Genomic DNA, 19,615 nt, shown 5'->3' with positions numbered 1-19,615 from the left:
TAGCCAGGGCGCCCAGGTAAAGTACAGAGGTGAGGTTTACAAAGATGTACACCAGGATCCAGAAAACAGCCATGCTGGTCCGCACCCGGCGGTCGAAGCGCATTTCCAGAAACTGGGGCATGGTATAAATGCCCTTCTGCAGAAAAACGGGCAAAAACCACTTGGCCACCACCAGCAGCGTAATGGCCGCCATCCACTCGTAGGTGGCAATGCCCAGGCCAATGGCAAAGCCGGAGCCCGACATGCCAATGAACTGCTCGGCCGAAATGTTGGAGGCGATCAGCGAAGTACCTATAGCCCACCAGGGCAGCGATTTGGAGGCAAGGAAATAATCGCTTGAGTTTTTTTCATGCCCCTTCTTCTCCCGGCTTACCCATAGTCCTATGCCTATGATCAGCAGGCAGTAGAGGACAAAGATCACAATGTCAATGGTAGCAAATTCCATTCGTTTTGTAGAGGTTTAATGTATATGGTTCTGTTTTGGTCTGTAGGTCTATCTCCGAAAGGGTGGTAGTCCGCTGGCACAATCATCTTATGTTGTTATACTCACCCCCTGCCGCAGGCCCCTGAAAAATATGCAGTACACTAAAACAGGTGCAAGCGTTATGCCTGCGCATGGCCAGGGCACTACATTTCGTCTAAATTAAGAGTATCGTCTATAAACAAGCCTTCCTGAGCCTACTTTTTTTTGCCTGTGCCATCTGGTCCTGTACCCCCTGCCTACCAGTTGGCTGCCCGATAGCCCCTTAAAACTCTATACAAACGATTGCAGCCTGACTGGCTGCAGCCTGCTGCCCTACCCCCTGCAGATGCTCACTACAGGGCTCCCCAAACCCGTACCGTAGGCAGAAGGTGGGGCGTAAGGGGTCATGCAGTACACAGGCCTGAATGCGCATGCCTCAGCTCAGAGCAGCATGGGAGTAGGCTACCGGCGGCTTCTCCTATTCCCCTATCAAATGGGCTTTCCTGCAATCGTTTACAGGAATTTAGTGGATAAAAGTAGGGCGTAAGGGGTCATAATATGGCTGTTTTCAGCTATACTTACACTGTTTTCGGGCGCTTCATCCCCCTTCCCCGCTAGCAGGGATCTGGAGGCCGGCAACAAGGCCAATAAGGCAGTACAACGTTCTGGTCCGTAGCTGTCGGATGCTCCGGTAACGCAATACCCTATCTGATCTGATCTGTGAAAAACCACCCCTGTACCAAATCTCTCCTGTTACCGGACAACCACCAGCCCTGCCTGCTGGTTAGTACTAGAGAAGCCGAAAACGAAATGGCCCGCTGGCCGCAGTATGGCCACAAAACCGAGAACAAAAGCCTATACACCAACTAAAAATACGCATACCACATTCACCTACTTAAGCAATACACCTATGGCACGATTTAAATCAGGCGTTTTATGGGGTCAGGACCTCAAAGACCTTTTCGATACCGCAAATAAAGAAGGCTGGGCACTGCCCGCCGTTAATGTAATTGGCAGCCACAGCATCAATGGCGTGCTGGAGACGGCCCGAGAAGTAAATTCTCCGGTCATCATTCAGTTCTCCAATGGGGGTGCCCAGTTTGTAGCGGGCAAAAGCCTGCCCAATGGCAAACAGGAAGCTTCCATCGCCGGCGCCATTGCTGGTGCCTACCATGTGCACCTCATGGCCGACGCTTATGGGGTACCCGTAGTACTCCACACCGACCATGCGGCCCACAAGTTGCTGGGCTGGATCGACGGCCTGCTGGATGCCGGCGAAAAATACTACCAGAAAAACGGTCGGCCCCTGTTCAGCAGCCACATGCTGGACCTGAGCGAAGAACCCATTGAAGAAAACCTGAGCATCTCAAAGGAGTACTTTCAACGCATGAACAAGCTGGGCATGCACATCGAGATTGAGTTGGGCATTACCGGCGGCGAAGAGGACGGTGTAGATAATTCAGATGTAGACAACAGCCTGCTCTACACCCAGCCCGAAGAGGTAGCCCAGGCTTATGATACCCTGGGGCAGGTGGGCCCCAACTTTCTGATTGCCGCCGCCTTTGGCAATGTGCATGGGGTATACAAGCCCGGCAATGTAAAGCTGATGCCTGAGATCCTGCACAACTCCCAGGAGTATATCCGTAAAAACCGCAGCGTAAACGGCAAGGCCAATCCGGTAAACTTTGTATTCCATGGCGGCTCAGGCTCCCCTGCCGAGCAGATTGCCGAAGCCATCCGCTATGGGGCTGTAAAAATGAACCTGGATACTGACCTGCAGTGGGCCTTCTGGGAAGGTATTTACAAGTATTACAATAAGAACCAGGCCTATCTGGGCGCTCAGCTGGGCAATCCCGAGGGGCCCGACTCCCCCAATAAGAAATACTACGACCCCCGCCAGTGGATCCGCGAAGGCGAAAAATCGTTGGTGACCCGCCTGAAGCAATCTTTCCAGGAACTGAACTGCCTGAACCGCAACCAGTAAGCCCCTCCATATGAAACATGCCTATCTGCTCCCCCTGCTGGCCGGGAGCCTGGCGCTGGCCTGCTCTCCTCAACCCGAGACCAGCCAGCAAAGCCCCCAGGGTGCTGCCAGTCAGTGGCCAAATGCCGTCCATTATGAGATCTTTGTCCAGTCCTTTGCCGACTCTAATGGAGACGGCATTGGTGATCTCAGGGGGCTCACCAGCAAGCTGGATTACCTGCAGGATCTGGGAATCAAGGGCGTATGGCTGATGCCCATTCACCCCTCGCCCTCCTACCATAAATATGATGTGACCGATTACTACGGCATCCATCCCGATTATGGTTCCATGGACGATTTCAAGACCCTGCTTCGGGAGGCCCATCAGCGCGATATCAAGATCATCATAGACCTGGTGATCAACCACAGCGGCAAAGACCACCCCTGGTTTCAGGATGCCATTACCGGCCCCGATGCCCGGTACCGGGACTACTATGTCTGGGCCAATTACGATTCGGTCGCCAGCCAGCTGGCCCGCAAGACCGTGTCGCTTGATTCGGATAATCTTACCCAGTGGCATGAAGCACCTGGAAATGAGCAGCGCTATTACGGATTTTTCTGGGGAGGCATGCCCGACCTTAACTTTGATAACCCGGCCCTTAAGGAAGAGATCTTCAAGGTAGGTCGCTACTGGCTGCAGGAGATTGGGGTAGATGGTTTCCGCCTGGATGCCGCCCGCCATATTTTCCCAGACGACCGGCCACAGGATAACCATGCCTTCTGGGTGGAGTTTCGGCAGGAAATGGAAAAGGCCAAGCCGGATGTGTTTCTGGTAGGCGAAGTCTGGACCCCTGCCCATGAGGCGGCCCCCTACCTGAAGGGACTCCATTCGCTGTTTAACTTCGACCTGGGCTATGCCATTACCCGGGCGGTGCAGAGCGGGCAGGCCGATAGCCTGGTAGAGGAGCATCAGCAGATCATGCGCTTTTACCAGAGTGTAACCCCGGACTACATTGATGCCACCTTCCTGACCAATCATGATCAGAACCGGATCATCAGCGAGCTGGGCGGCGATATTGCCAAGGCCAAGGTAGCCGCCTCACTGCTGCTCACCCTGCCGGGTTCCCCTTTTCTCTATTATGGAGAAGAGATTGGCATGCCGGGCAAAAAGCCTGATCCTAACATTCGGGAGCCCTTTTTGTGGAATCTGCCAGATGAGGATAACATCCGCACCAGCTGGATCACACCCGAATATGCCCTTGATCGCCGGGTTCGCCCCCTCTCGCTCCAGCAGCAGGATTCCGCCTCGCTCTACCACCATTACCGCCGCCTGATCCATGCCCGCAACAGCAGCCCTGTGCTGGCCCTTGGAAGCCTGCGGCAGGCCGATACCCGGCAGGCGGGCGTAGTTAGTTTTGTACGGGAGCATAAAGGTCAGCAGCTGCTGGTGCTCCACAACATTACTCCCCAGCCGGTCAGCGTTGCACTCTCCGAAACGGAAAAAGGCTTTGGCCGCACCCAACTTGCCACGGCCGATGGAGCCCTGCTGGCAGAGGGCATAGTAAACCTCCCCCCCTATACCAGCCTTATTCTGGAATAAGGGGAGTATACTCAATCAAAGGTCCCTGGCTGCTACTCTCCACCTGCAGCCAGGGCCTTTTTTGTCATACAGCTTCCAGATGACGCGCTGTTTGCAGAACGTATTTACTGCTTATCACCTGCTTTATAGTCATTGTTGCGCCATAAGCATCAAAAGTAGTCAACAAGACGTTGTTAAGAAGACTATAAATAGGCCTTACCCATACATAAGTGCATTTTTTGTAAATATTTTCAAGAGGATAAAAACCTCATAACCAGTCATGCGTATTCTATACCAGAGCATTTAATGCATTTTTAAACCTAAATTTTTTGATTATGGCAGAGATACGAGTAGAAGATAAACGAAACAACAATAATAGATCAATATGGCCCTGGATTCTTGGCGCCTTGTTACTAATCGGTCTGATTTGGGGTGTATCTGCCCTGACCAGTGATGATGACGACCGTGTACGAGAAGCCAACCGGATTGAAACTACTACCCCAAATGACGGGGAAATGAGACCGGTAGACCGGGAGCCCGTTCGTAACGATGAGTTTAACAACGATCGTACACTTGAAAATGATGAAATGCGCAACGACCAGATGATGGAAGATAATAGAATGCGCAATGATGAATTACTGGAAGATGACGATATGCGTAATGACCGCGTTCGTGATGAAGCAGTAATTGACTAATAATCCTTCTTTTGTAGCAATACAGAAGAATCTAAAAATCCTGAGAGATCATATTCGATTGCTCAGGATTTTTTGTTTTCCAGAAGGCTTCTTTTTCTGATCGCTTTGTGCAGCTGCACATACACACCATCAAAGAAGGAGTTATTTTAAGATAACGTACCATAGACCCCCTATCCAGACATCACAAGCTGAGCATCTTTCTTATGACAGATAAACAACAAAGCCGCCAGAGATTTCCGGCGGCTTTGTTGTAATAAAATAGTCATGAGAGCCTATTCCAGATTATCCTGAAATAGGTTTGGTAGCCTTTTTCCGGCCGCTGCCCGCGGGTTTCTGAAAGCGCAGGTAAGTAACGCCCAGCGGCGGCAGGGTAAGCGATATGCTAAACTCCCGCCCGTGGTTTGGAATGGGCACTACCGGAATGATATCATGATTGGTAATGCCGCTGCCTCCCCACTCCTGTAGGTCGGAATTAAACACTTCCAGGTAGGTGCCTGCCTGTGGCACGCCAATCGAATAATTTTCCCGTACGGCAGGGGTGAAATTGCACACCACCAGGATATGGTTGCCCTTGCGGTCTTTGCGCAGGTAGCTGATCACCGAATTCTGATAGTCGTTGTAATCGATCCACTCAAAGCCTTCCTGCTCAAAGGGGATCTCATAAAGTGCCGGTTCTGTTTTGTACACCTGGTTCAGGCGGCTCACCATGTTCAGCACCCCCTGGTGAAAGCCAAACTGCAGCAGGTACCAGTCCAGGCTGCCGTCGTGGTTCCATTCGGAAGTCTGGCCAAACTCTCCGCCCATAAAGAGCAGTTTGGTGCCCGGGTGTGACCACATATACCCGTAGAGCAGGCGCAGGTTGGCAAAGCGCTGCCATTCATCACCAGGCATTTTCTGAATGAGCGCCCCCTTGCCATAGACCACCTCATCGTGCGAAAGGGGAAGCATAAAGTTTTCGCTAAAGGCGTAGTTGAGGCTAAAAGTAATGTTGTTCTGGTGGTGGGTGCGGTAAATGGGGTCCCGGGAAAAATACTCCAGCGTATCGTGCATCCAGCCCATCATCCACTTCTGGCCAAAGCCCAGGCCTCCGGCATACACCGGGCGGGACACCCCCGGCCAGGCCGTGCTTTCTTCGGCAATGGTATGCACATCGGGGAAGTTGTGATAGATGGCCTCGTTCATTTCTTTCATGAACTGAATGGCCTCAAGGTTCTCATTCCCCCCATAGTGGTTGGGAATCCATTCCCCCTGCTGGCGGCTATAGTCCAGGTAAAGCATGGAGGCTACGGCATCTACCCGAATGCCATCGGCATGGTACATCTCCAGCCAGAACAGGGCGCTGCTGATGAGGAAACATTTTACCTCATTGCGGCCATAGTTGAAGATATAGCTGTTCCAGTCGGGGTGAAAGCCCTGGCGGGCATCGGAATGCTCATACAGATGGGTGCCATCAAAATAATACAGCCCGTGCAAATCTCCCGGATAGTGGGAAGGAACCCAGTCCAGAATCACCCCTATGCCGGCCCGGTGCAGCTCGTTTACCAGGTACATAAACTCCTGGGGGGTGCCCAGGCGGCTGGTGGGTGAGAAAAAGCCTGTAACCTGGTAGCCCCAGGAGCCGCCAAAGGGGTGTTCCATAACCGGCATAAATTCCACATGGGTAAAGCCGGTCTCCTTAAGATAATCCACCAGCTGACGGGCCAGCTCCCGGTAGCTCAGGGAGCGGTTGTCTTCTTCCCATACCCTGCGCCAGGAGGCCAGGTGCATCTCATACACCGCCATGGGCTGTGCCCTGCCGGCTTTTTTAAGACGGGCGGAGCGGTACTGCCCATCGCCCCACTTAAAGTTCAGGTCCCAGACCACCGAGGCCGTATGGGGCGGTACTTCGGCATAAAAGGCAAAGGGGTCGGCTTTTTCTACTTCATAGCCCCCATTGGAGCGGATAAAATATTTGTAGACCTCCCCATGGCCAATATCGGGAATAAAGATCTCCCAGATGCCGCTGCCATCCAGCCGCACATGCATGCGGTGTGCGCCCCGGTCCCAGCCATTGAAGTTGCCGATCACCGATACCTCCTGCGCATTGGGGGCCCATACGGCAAAGACTACCCCCTGTCGGCCCTGCCACTCCCGCAAATGGGCGCCCAGCTTTTTATACAGGCTGTGGTGGCGGCCTTCTTTAAACAGGTAAATATCAAAATCCGTCAGCAGGCTCCAGCTCTCCTCCTGCTGGGGGCTATCCTCCAGCTCGGCCTGTGGCTGCAGCTCCTGCTGTGGGGGGGCTGCTTTGCGCCGGGCAGAGGGCTTTCTGCCTGCCTTTATAGGGGTATTTTCTCTTTCTTTATCGTTAGATGCCATAATCAAAAAATGGTAAGGGTGTTAGCGTAAAATAGACTGTATGCCCCGGATGGGAATCAGTAACCAGTCGGGCCGGTTGTTGAGCTCGTAGGCCATTTCGTAGACTGCTTTTTCCAGCAAAAAGGTCTGCAGCATGGTGCGCAGGTCGCCTTCGTTGTCGGGCAGCAGGCCGGTGCCCTGCATCTCCTGCAGGTAGGCCTTCAGGTAGAGCGAGGCATTCTGGCGGTACCAGATCTCGGCCCATTGCTCCAGCGACTCCTCCTGCTTCTGATTGGCCACCTGCATCTCAAAGAGGGTTCCGTAGGCCGCATAGTGGAAGGAGCGGATCATGCCGGCCACATCCCGAAGCGGGCTGCGCCGTATGCGGCGCTCGCTAAAGGCCCGGGCGGGCTCCCCTTCAAAATCGATGATCAGAAAGTCCCGGCCGGTGTAGAGCACCTGGCCCAGGTGGTAGTCGCCATGGGTCCGGATCTTTAGGGTGGTGATCTTGTGATCGTAGATCTGTTTGAACTGCTCCAGCACCTGCCCCCGCAGGCCCATGATCTGGGAAGCATCCTGCTGCAGGTGTTCGGGCAGGCTCCCGAGCTTTTTCTCCAGCAGCTCGTATGAGCTGCGGGTAAGGGTCTGCAGGGAGCTGAAGAGCGAGCGCTGGTAGTGCAGGCTGAACTCTTCATGCGAGAAGTCGGCAAAGCTGGGCTGTGAGGCCAGCGCCTTGTGCATATCGGCGGTGCGGCGGCCCAGCAGCTCAATTTGCTCCTGGTAGGCGCCGCTGAGAATGTTCTGGATGGTCTGCGGCAGCTCGCTTTGGGGGGTAGGCGCCAGCAAATCAGCCGATACCTGCGGCGGTTGGTGCAACTCTTCCCGCCGGGCCGAAATGCCTTCATAATACATGCGCAGCACCCCCTGAATGTACTCCCAGGCATCGCCCTGGTTTGAGGCCATTTCCTGTACCATGCCCACCATCAGGCTGCGGCCATCGCCCTGCTGCCACTCCAGGGTACCCAGGTAGTTGGGCGTATGGGGGAATCCGGCCTTTTCGGTCAGGAAGCGGCTCACCTCCACATCGGGGTTTATCACATAATCCAGCTTGCGGTACAGCTTCATGAACAGGTCATTATCATAGGCAATGGCCGAGTTGCTCTGCTCGGCGCTCATCACCCTGGAGGGGAGCTCGGGATGGGCCTGAACCCACTCCTGTATTTGCTTACCCCCTATGGCCTGCAACTTCTGGCCGGGCTGTGCGGCACCGGCCCACTTGCTGATCAGCAAATTGCGGAAGGCCTTGCTGTAGAGGGCATCGTACACCACATGGGTAGTACCCGCAATGGATACGGCCCCAATCATGGGGGCATGGCTTTTTTCTGCCTCTGAGCTTTCACTGGCCTCGCTTAGCATAAAGGGCATCTGGTAGAGCTCGGGCAGGCCTTCATTGTAGGCTACCTCCAGCAGGATCCAGAAGAAGGTTTCCTCCTTTTCCCGCAGCAGTTGCATATCGGGCACCCGCAGGGAGGTAATGGTACGGGCCTTGCCGCCAAACCAGCGGGCTCGCTTCAGGTAAGGGCGCAGGATTTTGCCGGCAAACTGCTCCATAACGGCAGGCTGCGACAGCTCATCGGCCTGGCGCAGGTTCATGCGCGGGCTTTGCAGATCGGCTTCCATCTGGGCGCCTTCCTTCACCGGCTGCAGTTCCAGCCAGTAGTAGCCGTAGGGGGCCATGGTAAAGAAGTAAGGCTCCTCGCCAATTTTGGGAAAGCGGTTGTGGCTGAACACCTCTACCGGCTCAAAGTGCTGGTACTCGGCCAGGTCTATGGATACCGGCTGGGTGTAGCGGGAGAGGTTTACAATTACCAGGATGTGCTCCTCCTCATAGGAGCGCACAAATACCAGCACCTTGGCATTTTGCGGTGAGAGGAATTTGATCTCGCCCCGGCCAAAAACCTTAAAGCGCTTGCGCATATCAATGAGGCGGCGCATCCACCAGAGCAGCGAGTTGGTATTGCGCTCCTGCAGCTCTACGTTTACGGCTTCATAGCTGTATTCGGGGTCCAGAATTACGGGCAGGTACAGCTTCTGGGGATTAGCCCGGGAGAAGCCCGCATTGCGGTCGGGGCTCCACTGCATGGGGGTGCGCACCCCATCCCGGTCGCCCAGGTAAAAGTTGTCGCCCATGCCTATCTCATCGCCATAATAGATGATGGGGGTACCGGGCATGCTCATCAGCAGCACGTTCATGAGCTCAATCTTGCGCCGGTCATTGTCCAGCAGGGGGGCCAGGCGGTGACGGATACCCAGGTTAATGCGGGCCTTGGTATCCTTGGCGTACATGCGGTACATATAGTCCCGCTCCTCATCGGTCACCATTTCCAGTGTTAGCTCATCGTGGTTGCGCAGGAACATGCCCCACTGGCAGTTGGGCGGAATGGCAGGGGTTTGCTCCAGTATGTCGATGATGGGGTAGCGGTCTTCCATCTTTACCGCCATAAACATGCGCGGCATAATGGGAAAATGGTAGTTCATCTGGCACTCATCGCCATCGCCAAAGTAGGCAGCGCTATCTTCGGGCCACATATTGGCCTCGGCCAGCAGCAGACGGCCGGGATATTTGCTGTCTACATGTGCCCGCAGTTTTTTCAGGAATACGTGGGTTTCGGGCAGGTTTTCGCAGTTGGTGCCCTCCCGCTCAAAGAGGTAAGGCACGGCATCCAGCCGAAAGCCATCCACGCCCATGTCCAGCCAGTATTCCAGCATTTTAAACACTTCATCCTGTACCTCGGGATTGTCGTAATTCAGGTCGGGCTGGTGGTGAAAAAAGCGGTGCCAGTAGTACTGGCCGGCTACGGGATCCCAGGTCCAGTTAGAGGGTTCGTAATCGGTAAAAATGATGCGCGTATCCTTGTATTTGCTGGGATCATCGCTCCAGACATAATAGTTGCGGTGGGGCGAATCTTTGGGCGCCTGCCGGGCCCGCTGAAACCAGGGGTGCTGGTCGGAGGTGTGGTTAACCACCAGCTCGGTGATCACCCGCAGGCCGCGGGCATGGGCCTCATCTATAAAGCGCTTGAAATCATCCAGGTTGCCGTAGCGGGGGTTGATGCTGAAATAATCGGCAATGTCGTAGCCATCGTCCTTCAGAGGCGAGGGGTAAAAGGGAAGCACCCAGATGGCTGTAACCCCCAGCTCCTGCAGGTAGTCCAGCTTTTCCAGCAGGCCCTTGAAATCGCCTATACCATCGCCGTTTGCATCGTTGAATGCTTTTATGTGCAGCTCATAAATGATCGCATCCTTGTACCAGTGTAGCTGATCATCGAGCTGAAAGTCTTGCTTGTTCATATAAAAAACTTAGGATCCTATATCGTTAAAAAATGGAGTAGCGAGCGTTTTGTTCGGCGCGCTAGGGAGAATCGGGCAGCTCCAGCCGCAGCACATGTGCCGGCATATGGGAGGGCTCCAGCTCCACATAGTTCCACTCATTTTGCCAGTTGTAGGTGTGGCCGCTCAGCAGATCCCGTACCTGGTACTGCAGCTGGGTAGGCAGGCCAAGCTGCTGCAGGGGCACCTTCACCCAGCCGCCCTGTTTCCAGCGATGATCCAGGTTTACCACTACCAGCACAATGTTATTGCCCTGAGGGGCTTTTTTGGCAAAGGCGAACAGGTGCGCATTGTCGGTTTCGCCCAGCACAATGTTGTGGGTATACTGCAGGGCTTCGTTTTCCCGCCTGATCTGGTTAATGCGCGTAATGGCCTCGCTGATACGGGTTTTGCGGTTCCAGTCCCAGTGGTGGAGCTGGTACTTTTCATTGTTCACATACTCTTCCTTGGTGGGCATGGGCTGGTTAAGGCCAAACTCGTACACAGGTCCGTACATGCCCCAGTTAGAGGACATGGTAGCGGCCAGTATAAGCCGGCTCAGGTGGGCATTGTCGCCGCCCTGGCTCAGGTGCGGGGGCAGAATATCGGGCGTATTGGGCCAGAAGTTGGGCCTGAAATACTCCCGCGCTTCGGTTTGGGTCAGGTCCCGGGCGTATTGCTCCAGGTCTTCCTTGCTTACCCGCCAGGTAAAGTAGGTATAGGACTGGGTAAAGCCCACCTTGGCCAGGCGTTCCATTACGCGGGGCTTGGTAAAGGCTTCGGCCAGAAAGAGCACCTCGGGATTTTTCTTCTGAATAGCCCTGATCACCCACTCCCAGAAGGGCAGCGGCTTGGTATGGGGGTTATCGACCCGGAAAATTTTTACCCCACGGGCGATCCAGTAATCAAAGATGGTTTTGAGCTCCTGCCAGAGGTTTTGCCAGTCGTCGTTCTCAAAGTTAAAGGGCAGTACATCCTGGTATTTTTTTGGCGGATTTTCGGCATACTGCACGGTGCCATCGGGCCGCCACTTGAACCACTGGGGGTGCTCCTGCACATAGGGGTGGTCGGGGGCGCATTGCAGGGCATAGTCCAACGCAATTTCTATTCCATGCTGACGGGCCTGCTCTACCAGTTCCCGGAAGTCCTCATCGGTGCCCAGATCGGGGTGAATGCTTTTGTGCCCGCCCAGGCGGCTGCCAATGGCCCAGGGAGAGCCTACATCGCCGGGCTCGGCGGTGAGGGCATTGTTCTTGCCCTTGCGGTTCTTTTCACCGATGGGGTGGATGGGCGGGAAATAGATCACATCAAAGCCCATCTCGGCAATGCGGGGCAGCAGGCGAATGCAGTCCCGGAAGGTGCCGTGCTTGCCGGGTTCGGCAGCGGCCGAACGCGGAAAAAACTCATACCAGGCGCTGAAACGGGCCCGCTCCCGCTCTACCTGCAATTTGAGTGTTTTCTCATACTGCTTGATATCGCCATTCTTCTCATGGCTGCGGTACATGAGCTCCACCAGCTCCGGAAACTGGGCCAGCGAAACAGCTGCGGCGGCATCGGCAGTGGCCTGGTACTGCTGCAGGATCTTGCCCAGGCGGCGGGCCTCTTTTTCGGGCAGGCGGCCCTGGGCCTCTTCCAGCAGTTGGGCGCCAATCTGCAGCTCTACGCCTATGTCCTGGTTAGCCTCAAACTTACGGATAAGGCCATGCAGCCAGCTTTGGTAGTGGTCTATCCAGCCCTGTATGGTATACTCCCACTCCCCTTCCCGATCAGGTGTAAAGCTGGCCTGCCAGCGATCGTTGCCCAGGGGGTGCATGCGCTGCGCCTGCCACTGGCGTTTGCTGCTGTGGCGGTAGAGCAGCTTGGCCTGTATCACATCATGGCCATCGGCAAATATGGTAGCTTCTACGGTGCAGGGTTCGGAGGGGGTGCGTTTGGCGGGGTAGGCGCCGCATTCCAGCTGGGGAACAACATTTTCAATAATGACCCGCTTGCGGCCTTCATAATTCTGGATCATAGGATAGGTTTTGGTCCACAAAAAATAGTGACTCTCGTTTACAATTTCATCATTCTGTCCGTACTTCTTTTAATCCGTTTTTTATAAAATTGTTAAGCCTGATGCGGTATTTTGGGCCAGTTTGGTGCTAAATCGTTTGCACTTCGGCCGGGGCAGGCCTCCCTAGCGGCGGGCCCGGAAGTTGCTGATCCGCTCAATGGGCCGTTTGCGGATCCAGTTGAGGTACTTCTGCAGGCCGGGGGCTTGCTGCAGCAGGGGAATGGTGTGGTAGAGCCGGGCCAGCTCCCGGTTGCTGTAGGTACGGTGGATGGTGCTATGGCAGGGCTGGCAAAGGGGTACGGTTTCGCTGAAGCGCCCGCCTTCTTCCCTCGGTACCAGATGGTGCAGGCTTACGGAGCCAACCTGCCGCTCGCAGAGCGCACACTGCTGATGGGTGTTCATTATCAAGCTGTAACAAAGGGGTTTATTAGAAAAGTAACAATTAATTCGGCTTCAGGTTATTTACGAAGTAAACAGTTCCCTGCATCTTTGCCCCCACCTACTGCACAGCCTGTTTACCTGACCTAATTTGCGCATCCCTATTCTATGGAACATACACAGCCACCCCAGTCCAACGAGCCCATCCCCCAGCCTGCCCATGGCAATTATATGGAAAACCATGGCAACTACATGGAAAACTTTGATGCAGGGGGTAGTGGCAAGAACTTTCCCGGGGCCATGCTGAGCTGGAAACAGCAGGATAACCTCTTTTATTTCTACTGCAAGGATGTTACCCTGCAGGTTACCCTTGTCAGCAATAAGATCATCCGCTTTCGCTATGCCATCCACGGGCTGTTTGAGCCGGATTTCAGCTATGCGATCGATCCTGCCTTTGCGCCCGAGCCGGCCACCATCAGCGTTGTGGAAGATGCCAGCGAGGTGATCATTGAAACGGCCGATCTGTTCCTCTACCTGCACAAAGGCACCCTGCTTACGCGCATCACCAACCGCAACGGCCTGCCCATACTGGAGGATGAGATTGGCTACCACTGGCAAAAACACCATGAGCATTCCTCCAACATCGTAATTGCCACCAAAAAGATCAGCGGGGGCGAGCAGTTCTATGGGTTGGGCGATAAGCCCAGTACCCTGAACCTGCGCGGACGCCGGGCCCAGATGTGGGGATCCGATACCTATGCCTACGGGCCCGAAACCGACCCTATCTACAAGAATATCCCCTTCTTTATTGGCCTGCACCACAAGGTGGCCTATGGCATTTTCCTGGACAATAGCTTTCGGACCTGGTTTGATTTTGGCAGCGAGCGCCCCAATGTGTTCAGCTACTGGGCCCACGGCGGGGAGATGAACTACTACTTTATCTATGGCCCGCAGGCGCTGGAAGTGTCCGAAACCTATACCAACATGACGGGCACCCCCGAGCTGCCCCCCCTCTGGGCGCTGGGTTATCAGCAAAGCAAATGGAGCTACTATCCCGAGTCGGTGGTGCGGGAGCTGGCGGCCGAGTTTCGCAAGCGGCGCATCCCCTGTGATGTCATACACCTGGACATCGACTACATGGATGGCTACCGCTGCTTTACCTGGAACAAGACCCACTTCCCCGACCCTGCCGGCATGATCCGGGACCTGGAAAAGCAGGGCTTCAAGACCATCAGCATTATAGACCCGGGCATAAAGGTAGATCCCGACTATGCCGTGTATCAGGAAGGGGTAGAAAAAGACATGTTCTGCCGCACGGCCGATGGGCCCGTGTACCGCGGTAGTGTGTGGCCGGGCATCTGCAACTTTCCCGATTATACCAACCCCCGGGTACGGCAGTGGTGGAGCGGCCTGTTCAAAGACCTGATCGGCGATGGCATCCGCGGCGTATGGAACGACATGAACGAGCCGGCCGTATTTGAGCTGGGTACTTTCCCGGGCGATATACGCCACGACTACGACGGCAACCCCTGCAGCCACCGTAAGGCCCACAATGTGTATGGCATGCAAATGAGCCGCGCTACCTTTGATGGGGTGAAGCACTACCTGGGCGACAAGCGCCCGCTGGTGATCACCCGCTCAACCTACAGTGGCGGCCAGCGCTTTGCCGCCGGCTGGACGGGCGATAACGTAGCCTCCTGGGATCACCTTACGGTAGCCAACCTGCAGTGCCAGCGCCTGAGCATGTGCGGCTTTTCCTTTATCGGCTCTGATGTGGGCGGCTTTGTGGAATCCCCCAGCCCCGAACTGTATATCCGCTGGGTGCAGCTGGCCATCTTCCACCCCTTTCTACGCACCCACTCCAGCGGCGATCATGGCGAGCAGGAGCCCTGGTCGTTTGGCAAGGAGGCCGAAGACATTGTGCGGGAAATGCTGCACCTGCGCTACCAGCTGCTTCCCTACCTGTACACCGCCTTCTGGCAGTATGTGAGCCGGGGCACCCCCATGCTACGCTCCCTCTTTATGCTGGACCAGCGCGATGCCGATACCTATTACCGTCAGGACGAGTTTGCCGTAGGCGATAACCTGCTTACCTGCCCCATCAAACAGGCGGGCGCCGAGGGGCGCTGGCTGTACCTGCCCCAGGGCGAGTGGTACAACTTCTGGAATGACCATCGCTACGATACCCTGGGCGAAGAGATCTGGATAGAGACCGGCCTGAGCCGCTTTCCGCTCTTTGTGCGCAGCGGCGCAGTGGTACCCCTGGGGCCACCCATGCAGTATGTAGGCGAAAAAGTGATTGAAACCCTGGACCTGCACGTCTATTTCCTGGATGGCAGCCGGGATAGCATCCATTATGAAGATGCCGGCGATGGCTACGCCTATCAGAAAGGGGGCAGCAATGTGGTAACCTTTACGGTTACCGGCAGCCCGCAGCAGCTGGAGCTGCAGCAGCAGCGGGAGGGCAGCTACACGCCCAGCTATACCCGCTACCGGGTAGTGCTGCACGGCCTGCCCTTTACCCCGGCAGCCGCCTACCTGGACGATACCGAACTACCCCTGGAGCCACTGGCCGGCGAGCAGTATGCCCTGCTGATCCCCGCCGGCTTTGGCCAACTGCATATCCTGGAAAATGGCCGAACAAATGGCTAGTTCCGGGGTTAGGTAGGTATGAAAGCAATCTGGAATAATACGATTATAGCCGACAGCAATGATATAGTGGAAGTAGAAGGAAACGCCTACTTCCCTGCATCAGCTGTTAAACAGGAATACCTGGTAGAAAGCCCTACTACCTCTACATGTCCCTGGAAAGGCACTGCCCGCTACTATAGCCTGCAGGTAGAAGGCGCCGAAAATAAGGATGCCGCCTGGTACTATCCGGAGCCCTCCCAGGAGGCCGCTTCCATCAGGGGCCGGGTGGCCTTTTGGAAAGGGGTTGAGATAAAGGAATAATGCCAGCTGCCTGTTTCTGACCATCCTTAATTCTCTCTACCTATGCTTACGGCTTTTTATATAGCCAGCGGAATCCTGTTTACCTTTGGGATTCTGGCCTGGCTCAATATTCAGAAATGGTATGTCAAGATCTTTGATTTTGGCAAATTCCAGTTCTGCACACTTATTTTTGCGCTGATTGTGCTCTATGCAGTGTTCATAGGCCGCTATACCACCACCGACCTGCTGGTGCATGCCGGGCTGGTCTTTGCCTTTATGGTTAACTTTTGGGTGATCCTGCCCTTTACCCCCCTGCATAAAAAAGAGCTTCCCAATAGCACCAATACCAGCGAAACGCTTAGCCTGCTGATTGCCAATGTGCGGCAGAGCAATCGCAAAACCGACCGGATGAAGCAATTTATTCGGGACAATAATCCGGATATTCTGCTGCTCACAGAAGTAGACGACTACTGGTGCAAAGAGCTTGAGCCTGCCGTTGCCGACATGCCCTACCGGGTGCTGCAGCCTCAGGATAACACCTATGGCATGGCCCTCTACTCCAAAGTGGAGTTGCGCAACGAAAAGGTGAACTTCTACATTGAGGATGACATCCCCTCTATTCGCTGCATGCTCAAGATCAATGAGCGGGACTACATTAACTTTTTCGGGCTGCATCCCAGACCCCCTGCCCCCTGGACCAAACTGCTCAATAAGCAGGCCGAGGTGCTGCTGGTAGCCAAGCTGATAGAGGAGCTGGAAGATCCCACCATTGTAGCCGGCGACATGAACGATGTAGGTTGGTCCAAGATTACCAGTGTATTCAAAAAGGTCAGCCGGCTCATCGATCCCCGCATTGGCCGGGGCTTTTACAATACCTACAATGCCAATGTGCCCTTTTTCCGCTATCCGGTAGACCACCTCTTTGTGTCCGATTGCTTCAAGCTCAACAAACTGGACCGGCTGGGCCATTTTGGCTCCGACCATTACCCCATGTTTGTCTCGCTCAGCTATGAGCCCAGGGAACGGCGGGAAGTGCGCCAGAAAAAAGATGCTGCCTCGCAACCGATTTCGGCAAAAAAAAGCACCGTGTAGGGGCTGTCAGCATTGTCTGGAAGCGCAATAATTCCCAACTTCCTGCATTCACTCCCTTTTTACCATGGCGAATCCCACTTTTTTTGTAATTGACTTTGACAGCACCTTCACCAAAGTAGAAGCGCTGGACGAGCTGGCCAAGATCTCCCTGCAGGGCCATCCCGAAAAGGAGGAGCGGGTACAACGCATCAAACAGATCACCGACCTGGGCATGGATGGCAGCCTGTCGGTGCGGGAAAGCCTCCAGCAACGCATAGACCTGCTACAGGCCAACCGGCAGCACCTGCAGGCCCTGATCAGTACGCTGCAGAATGAAGTATCGGAAAGCTTTAAGCGCAACCGGGAGTTTATCCAGACCTACAAAGACAACATCTACATTATTTCCAATGGATTCAGGGACTTTATTGAGCCGGTAGTGACCCCCTATGGCATCCGGCCCGACCATATCCTGGCCAACTCCTTTACCTTTGGGGCCGATGGCGCAATTACGGGCTTTGATCCGGAAAATGTGCTCACCGGCAATAACGGTAAGGTAGAACAGCTGCGCCAGCTGGAGCTGGAGGGCGATGTGTACGTATTGGGCGATGGCTATACGGATTACGAGATCAAGGCCGCAGGCATGGCCAATAAGTTTTATGCCTTTACTGAAAATGTGCACCGGGAGGCCATTGTAGACAAGGCCGACCATATAGCCCCAAACCTGGACGAGTTCCTGTTCATGCACAACATGCCCCGGGCCTTCTCCTATCCAAAGCACCGCATTTGTGTGCTGCTGCTGGAAAATATTCACCCCCTTGCTGAGGAGGTGCTGCGCAAAGAGGGATTTTCAGTAAAAGTTATGGCTGGCGCGCTGGATGAAGACGAGCTCATAGAGCAGATCAGGGGGGTAAGCTTTCTGGGCATCCGCAGCAAAACCCAGGTAACCGAAAGGGTACTAAAGGCCGCCGACCGGCTGATGGCCATTGGCGCCTTTTGCATTGGCACCAACCAGATTGATCTGGAGGCCGCCGCCCGCCGGGGAGTAGCCGTTTTTAATGCTCCCTACAGCAACACCCGTTCGGTGGTGGAGCTTACGCTGGCCTCCCTGATCATGCTTATGCGGCAGATCCCCGATAAATCAAGCCAGATGCACCAGGGCATCTGGAATAAATCGGCGGGCGGCAGCCATGAGGTGCGGGGCAAAAAGCTGGGCATTATCGGCTATGGAAACATTGGCGCACAGCTAAGCGTGGTAGCCGAGGCGCTGGGCCTGAATGTGTACTACTATGATGTGGTAGAAAAACTGGCGCTGGGCAATGCCACCAAATGCCGCAGCCTGGATGAGCTCCTGGCCCAGGCCGACATCCTGAGCCTGCATGTGGACGGCCGGCGGGAAAACAACAACCTGATTGGTGCGCAGGAATTTGCCAAAATGAAAAAGGGCGTGATCTTTCTGAACATGAGCCGCGGCCATGTGGTGGATATTGCTGCCCTCAGAAAGGCCATTGAAGAGGGCATTGTAGGGGGCGCCGCCATTGATGTGTTTCCCTATGAGCCCAAGGCCAATGACGAGGAGTTTGTGAGCGAGCTGCGGGGCCTGCCCAATGTGCTGCTTACCCCTCACATAGGCGGCAGCACGCTGGAGGCCCAGCGCAATATAGGCGAGTACGTACCGGCCCAGATCACCGATTACATCAACACCGGCAGCACCACCGGTAGTGTAAACTTTCCCAACCTGCAGCTGCCCCGCCTGGGCAACGCACATCGCCTCATTCACATTCACCATAACACCCCTGGCATCCTGGCGTCCATTAACCAGATCCTGGCCAGCCATGCCATCAACATTACCGGCCAGTACCTCAAGACCAATGAAACCATCGGCTATGTGATCACCGATATCGACAAGCAATATAGCCAGGATGTGGTCAAAGACCTGAAAAGCATCGGAAACACTATCAAGTTCAGGGTGCTGTATTAAGCCCCCAAATGTTGAGGCGGTGAGAGAAAGTAGGCTGTGAAGACTCCTGCCTTACTCCAGGGTATGCTGCGCCTGGCGACTCCCCTCCTGCAGCATGATAAAGCGTACGCCAATCTTTGAGATCGGCAACTTTCGGAAGGCCTCCAGGGCTGCTTCCGGATGCGCTGCAGGCTGCGCTATGCGATCGCTATCCTCAGCGTAGATGGATAAAAACACCTTAGGCGAGTACTGTACCATTAGGTAATCGATGGCTCCCGACGGGGTGTAGCGAAGCATCATATCGGAATAGCCCTGCACTTCTTCTGTGTTCAGAAAATCTGCAACAGGGGTTCCCGTATGGCTCACCCGGCCCAGCGCCAGCAGCCGATCGATCAGCACCCGGTCCAGCTCCATCTGCAGGCTTTCCTGCTCGGCTAGTACAGATGAGCCCTGGGCCATGGCGCCACCGCTCATCAGAGCAAAGAATACAATAATCAGGTATTTCATACTAACACTAATAGTTGAATAACACTTAGACCCTGGCAATACGTTCTGGCAGGCCCTCTCTTGTGAATGCAAATAAGATGCCGGCTTTCAGCCACTTAGCTCATTGGCCAAAAATATCGTTATCTGCTGCCTGAGCAGCCAGCCAGCGGTTCCACTATGCCTTCCGGCCTATGTGCCGAAACAGAAGCGGCCTCAAACAGATTACTCTTAGTAGTATCTAGAACCAAACCTTATTTTTTATGGCAGCAGTACCGGAGTATAGCTTCTTTGATGATGTATGTGATTTTGTAGACAAGGCCGCCCAGTATACCG

Annotated in this window: 14 protein-coding genes; 8 read left to right on the top strand and 6 right to left on the bottom strand. The window is 54.7% G+C overall.

What is annotated here, in order from left to right:
* The coding region (locus ADICEAN_RS14500; protein WP_040397382.1) for a sodium:solute symporter family transporter at nt 1-445 on the bottom strand (445 nt) is incomplete at its 3' end.
* A 738-nt stretch (nt 446-1,183) separates the two neighbouring features.
* Between ADICEAN_RS14500 and ADICEAN_RS22720 the strand changes: the two genes are divergently transcribed.
* The 4 genes from ADICEAN_RS22720 (at nt 1,184) to ADICEAN_RS14485 (ending at nt 4,700) form a co-directional block, all read left to right on the top strand.
* Entirely contained in the window at nt 1,184-1,333 is a 150-nt protein-coding gene (locus ADICEAN_RS22720) for a hypothetical protein (RefSeq protein WP_161622714.1), read from the top strand.
* A 40-nt stretch (nt 1,334-1,373) separates the two neighbouring features.
* Nucleotides 1,374-2,447 carry a class II fructose-bisphosphate aldolase gene (gene fbaA, locus ADICEAN_RS14495; RefSeq protein WP_009196377.1) on the top strand — a complete coding sequence of 358 codons (1,074 nt, stop codon included), beginning with the start codon at nt 1,374-1,376 and terminating at the stop codon, nt 2,445-2,447.
* A 10-nt stretch (nt 2,448-2,457) separates the two neighbouring features.
* Nucleotides 2,458-4,026 carry an alpha-amylase family glycosyl hydrolase gene (locus ADICEAN_RS14490; RefSeq protein WP_009196376.1) on the top strand — a complete coding sequence of 523 codons (1,569 nt, stop codon included), beginning with the start codon at nt 2,458-2,460 and terminating at the stop codon, nt 4,024-4,026.
* 314 nt (nt 4,027-4,340) lie between these two features.
* On the top strand, nt 4,341-4,700 hold the full coding sequence (locus ADICEAN_RS14485; protein WP_009196375.1) for a hypothetical protein: 360 nt from the start codon (nt 4,341-4,343) through the stop codon (nt 4,698-4,700).
* Between the two features lie 282 nt (nt 4,701-4,982).
* Here ADICEAN_RS14485 and glgB read toward each other — a convergent pair whose 3' ends face one another.
* From glgB to ADICEAN_RS14465, 4 genes are all read right to left on the bottom strand, one after another.
* The gene (gene glgB / locus ADICEAN_RS14480; protein ID WP_009196374.1) at nt 4,983-7,058 is read right to left on the bottom strand and encodes a 1,4-alpha-glucan branching protein GlgB; all 2,076 of its coding nucleotides are present in this window, start codon (nt 7,056-7,058) and stop codon (nt 4,983-4,985) included.
* A gap of 21 nt (nt 7,059-7,079) precedes the next feature.
* A complete protein-coding gene (treS, locus tag ADICEAN_RS14475; RefSeq protein ID WP_009196373.1) occupies nt 7,080-10,388 on the bottom strand; it encodes a maltose alpha-D-glucosyltransferase in 3,309 nt (1,102 codons plus the stop codon).
* A 61-nt stretch (nt 10,389-10,449) separates the two neighbouring features.
* On the bottom strand, nt 10,450-12,420 hold the full coding sequence (locus tag ADICEAN_RS14470; protein ID WP_009196372.1) for an alpha-1,4-glucan--maltose-1-phosphate maltosyltransferase: 1,971 nt from the start codon (nt 12,418-12,420) through the stop codon (nt 10,450-10,452).
* Nucleotides 12,421-12,582: 162 nt separating this feature from the next.
* Nucleotides 12,583-12,861 (bottom strand): HNH endonuclease, encoded by a 279-nt coding sequence (locus tag ADICEAN_RS14465; RefSeq protein ID WP_009196371.1) that lies wholly within the window; start codon nt 12,859-12,861, stop codon nt 12,583-12,585.
* Between the two features lie 144 nt (nt 12,862-13,005).
* On the opposite strand from ADICEAN_RS14465, the gene ADICEAN_RS14460 reads away from it, so the two are divergent.
* From ADICEAN_RS14460 to serA, 4 genes are all read left to right on the top strand, one after another.
* On the top strand, nt 13,006-15,489 hold the full coding sequence (locus ADICEAN_RS14460; RefSeq protein ID WP_009196370.1) for a glycoside hydrolase family 31 protein: 2,484 nt from the start codon (nt 13,006-13,008) through the stop codon (nt 15,487-15,489).
* A gap of 18 nt (nt 15,490-15,507) precedes the next feature.
* Entirely contained in the window at nt 15,508-15,789 is a 282-nt protein-coding gene (locus tag ADICEAN_RS14455; RefSeq protein ID WP_009196369.1) for a DUF427 domain-containing protein, read from the top strand.
* Between the two features lie 42 nt (nt 15,790-15,831).
* The gene (locus tag ADICEAN_RS14450) at nt 15,832-16,860 is read left to right on the top strand and encodes an endonuclease/exonuclease/phosphatase family protein (RefSeq protein ID WP_009196368.1); all 1,029 of its coding nucleotides are present in this window, start codon (nt 15,832-15,834) and stop codon (nt 16,858-16,860) included.
* Nucleotides 16,861-16,924: 64 nt separating this feature from the next.
* Nucleotides 16,925-18,817 (top strand): phosphoglycerate dehydrogenase, encoded by a 1,893-nt coding sequence (serA, locus tag ADICEAN_RS14445; protein ID WP_009196367.1) that lies wholly within the window; start codon nt 16,925-16,927, stop codon nt 18,815-18,817.
* A 51-nt stretch (nt 18,818-18,868) separates the two neighbouring features.
* Here serA and ADICEAN_RS14440 read toward each other — a convergent pair whose 3' ends face one another.
* Nucleotides 18,869-19,303: a hypothetical protein gene (locus ADICEAN_RS14440; RefSeq protein ID WP_009196366.1), complete on the bottom strand. Its 435-nt coding sequence runs from the start codon at nt 19,301-19,303 to the stop codon at nt 18,869-18,871.
* Nucleotides 19,304-19,615 lie beyond the last annotated feature (312 nt).

Source organism: Cesiribacter andamanensis AMV16 (assembly GCF_000348925.1).
Taxonomy (GTDB): Bacteria; Bacteroidota; Bacteroidia; order Cytophagales; family Cyclobacteriaceae; genus Cesiribacter; species Cesiribacter andamanensis.
Note: the sequence above shows the minus strand (reverse complement) of the source record. Positions and strands in the feature narration are given on the sequence as shown.

What these genes read in the sequence shown, in the direction of transcription:
- fbaA (WP_009196377.1), top strand. Translation starts at nt 1,374, where the DNA reads ATGGCACGATTTAAATCAGGCGTTTTATGGGGTCAGGACCTCAAAGAC.
- ADICEAN_RS14490 (WP_009196376.1), top strand. Translation starts at nt 2,458, where the DNA reads ATGAAACATGCCTATCTGCTCCCCCTGCTGGCCGGGAGCCTGGCGCTG.
- ADICEAN_RS14485 (WP_009196375.1), top strand. Translation starts at nt 4,341, where the DNA reads ATGGCAGAGATACGAGTAGAAGATAAACGAAACAACAATAATAGATCA.
- glgB (WP_009196374.1), bottom strand. Translation starts at nt 7,058, where the DNA reads ATGGCATCTAACGATAAAGAAAGAGAAAATACCCCTATAAAGGCAGGC.
- treS (WP_009196373.1), bottom strand. Translation starts at nt 10,388, where the DNA reads ATGAACAAGCAAGACTTTCAGCTCGATGATCAGCTACACTGGTACAAG.
- ADICEAN_RS14470 (WP_009196372.1), bottom strand. Translation starts at nt 12,420, where the DNA reads ATGATCCAGAATTATGAAGGCCGCAAGCGGGTCATTATTGAAAATGTT.
- ADICEAN_RS14465 (WP_009196371.1), bottom strand. Translation starts at nt 12,861, where the DNA reads ATGAACACCCATCAGCAGTGTGCGCTCTGCGAGCGGCAGGTTGGCTCC.
- ADICEAN_RS14460 (WP_009196370.1), top strand. Translation starts at nt 13,006, where the DNA reads ATGGAACATACACAGCCACCCCAGTCCAACGAGCCCATCCCCCAGCCT.
- ADICEAN_RS14455 (WP_009196369.1), top strand. Translation starts at nt 15,508, where the DNA reads ATGAAAGCAATCTGGAATAATACGATTATAGCCGACAGCAATGATATA.
- ADICEAN_RS14450 (WP_009196368.1), top strand. Translation starts at nt 15,832, where the DNA reads ATGCTTACGGCTTTTTATATAGCCAGCGGAATCCTGTTTACCTTTGGG.
- serA (WP_009196367.1), top strand. Translation starts at nt 16,925, where the DNA reads ATGGCGAATCCCACTTTTTTTGTAATTGACTTTGACAGCACCTTCACC.
- ADICEAN_RS14440 (WP_009196366.1), bottom strand. Translation starts at nt 19,303, where the DNA reads ATGAAATACCTGATTATTGTATTCTTTGCTCTGATGAGCGGTGGCGCC.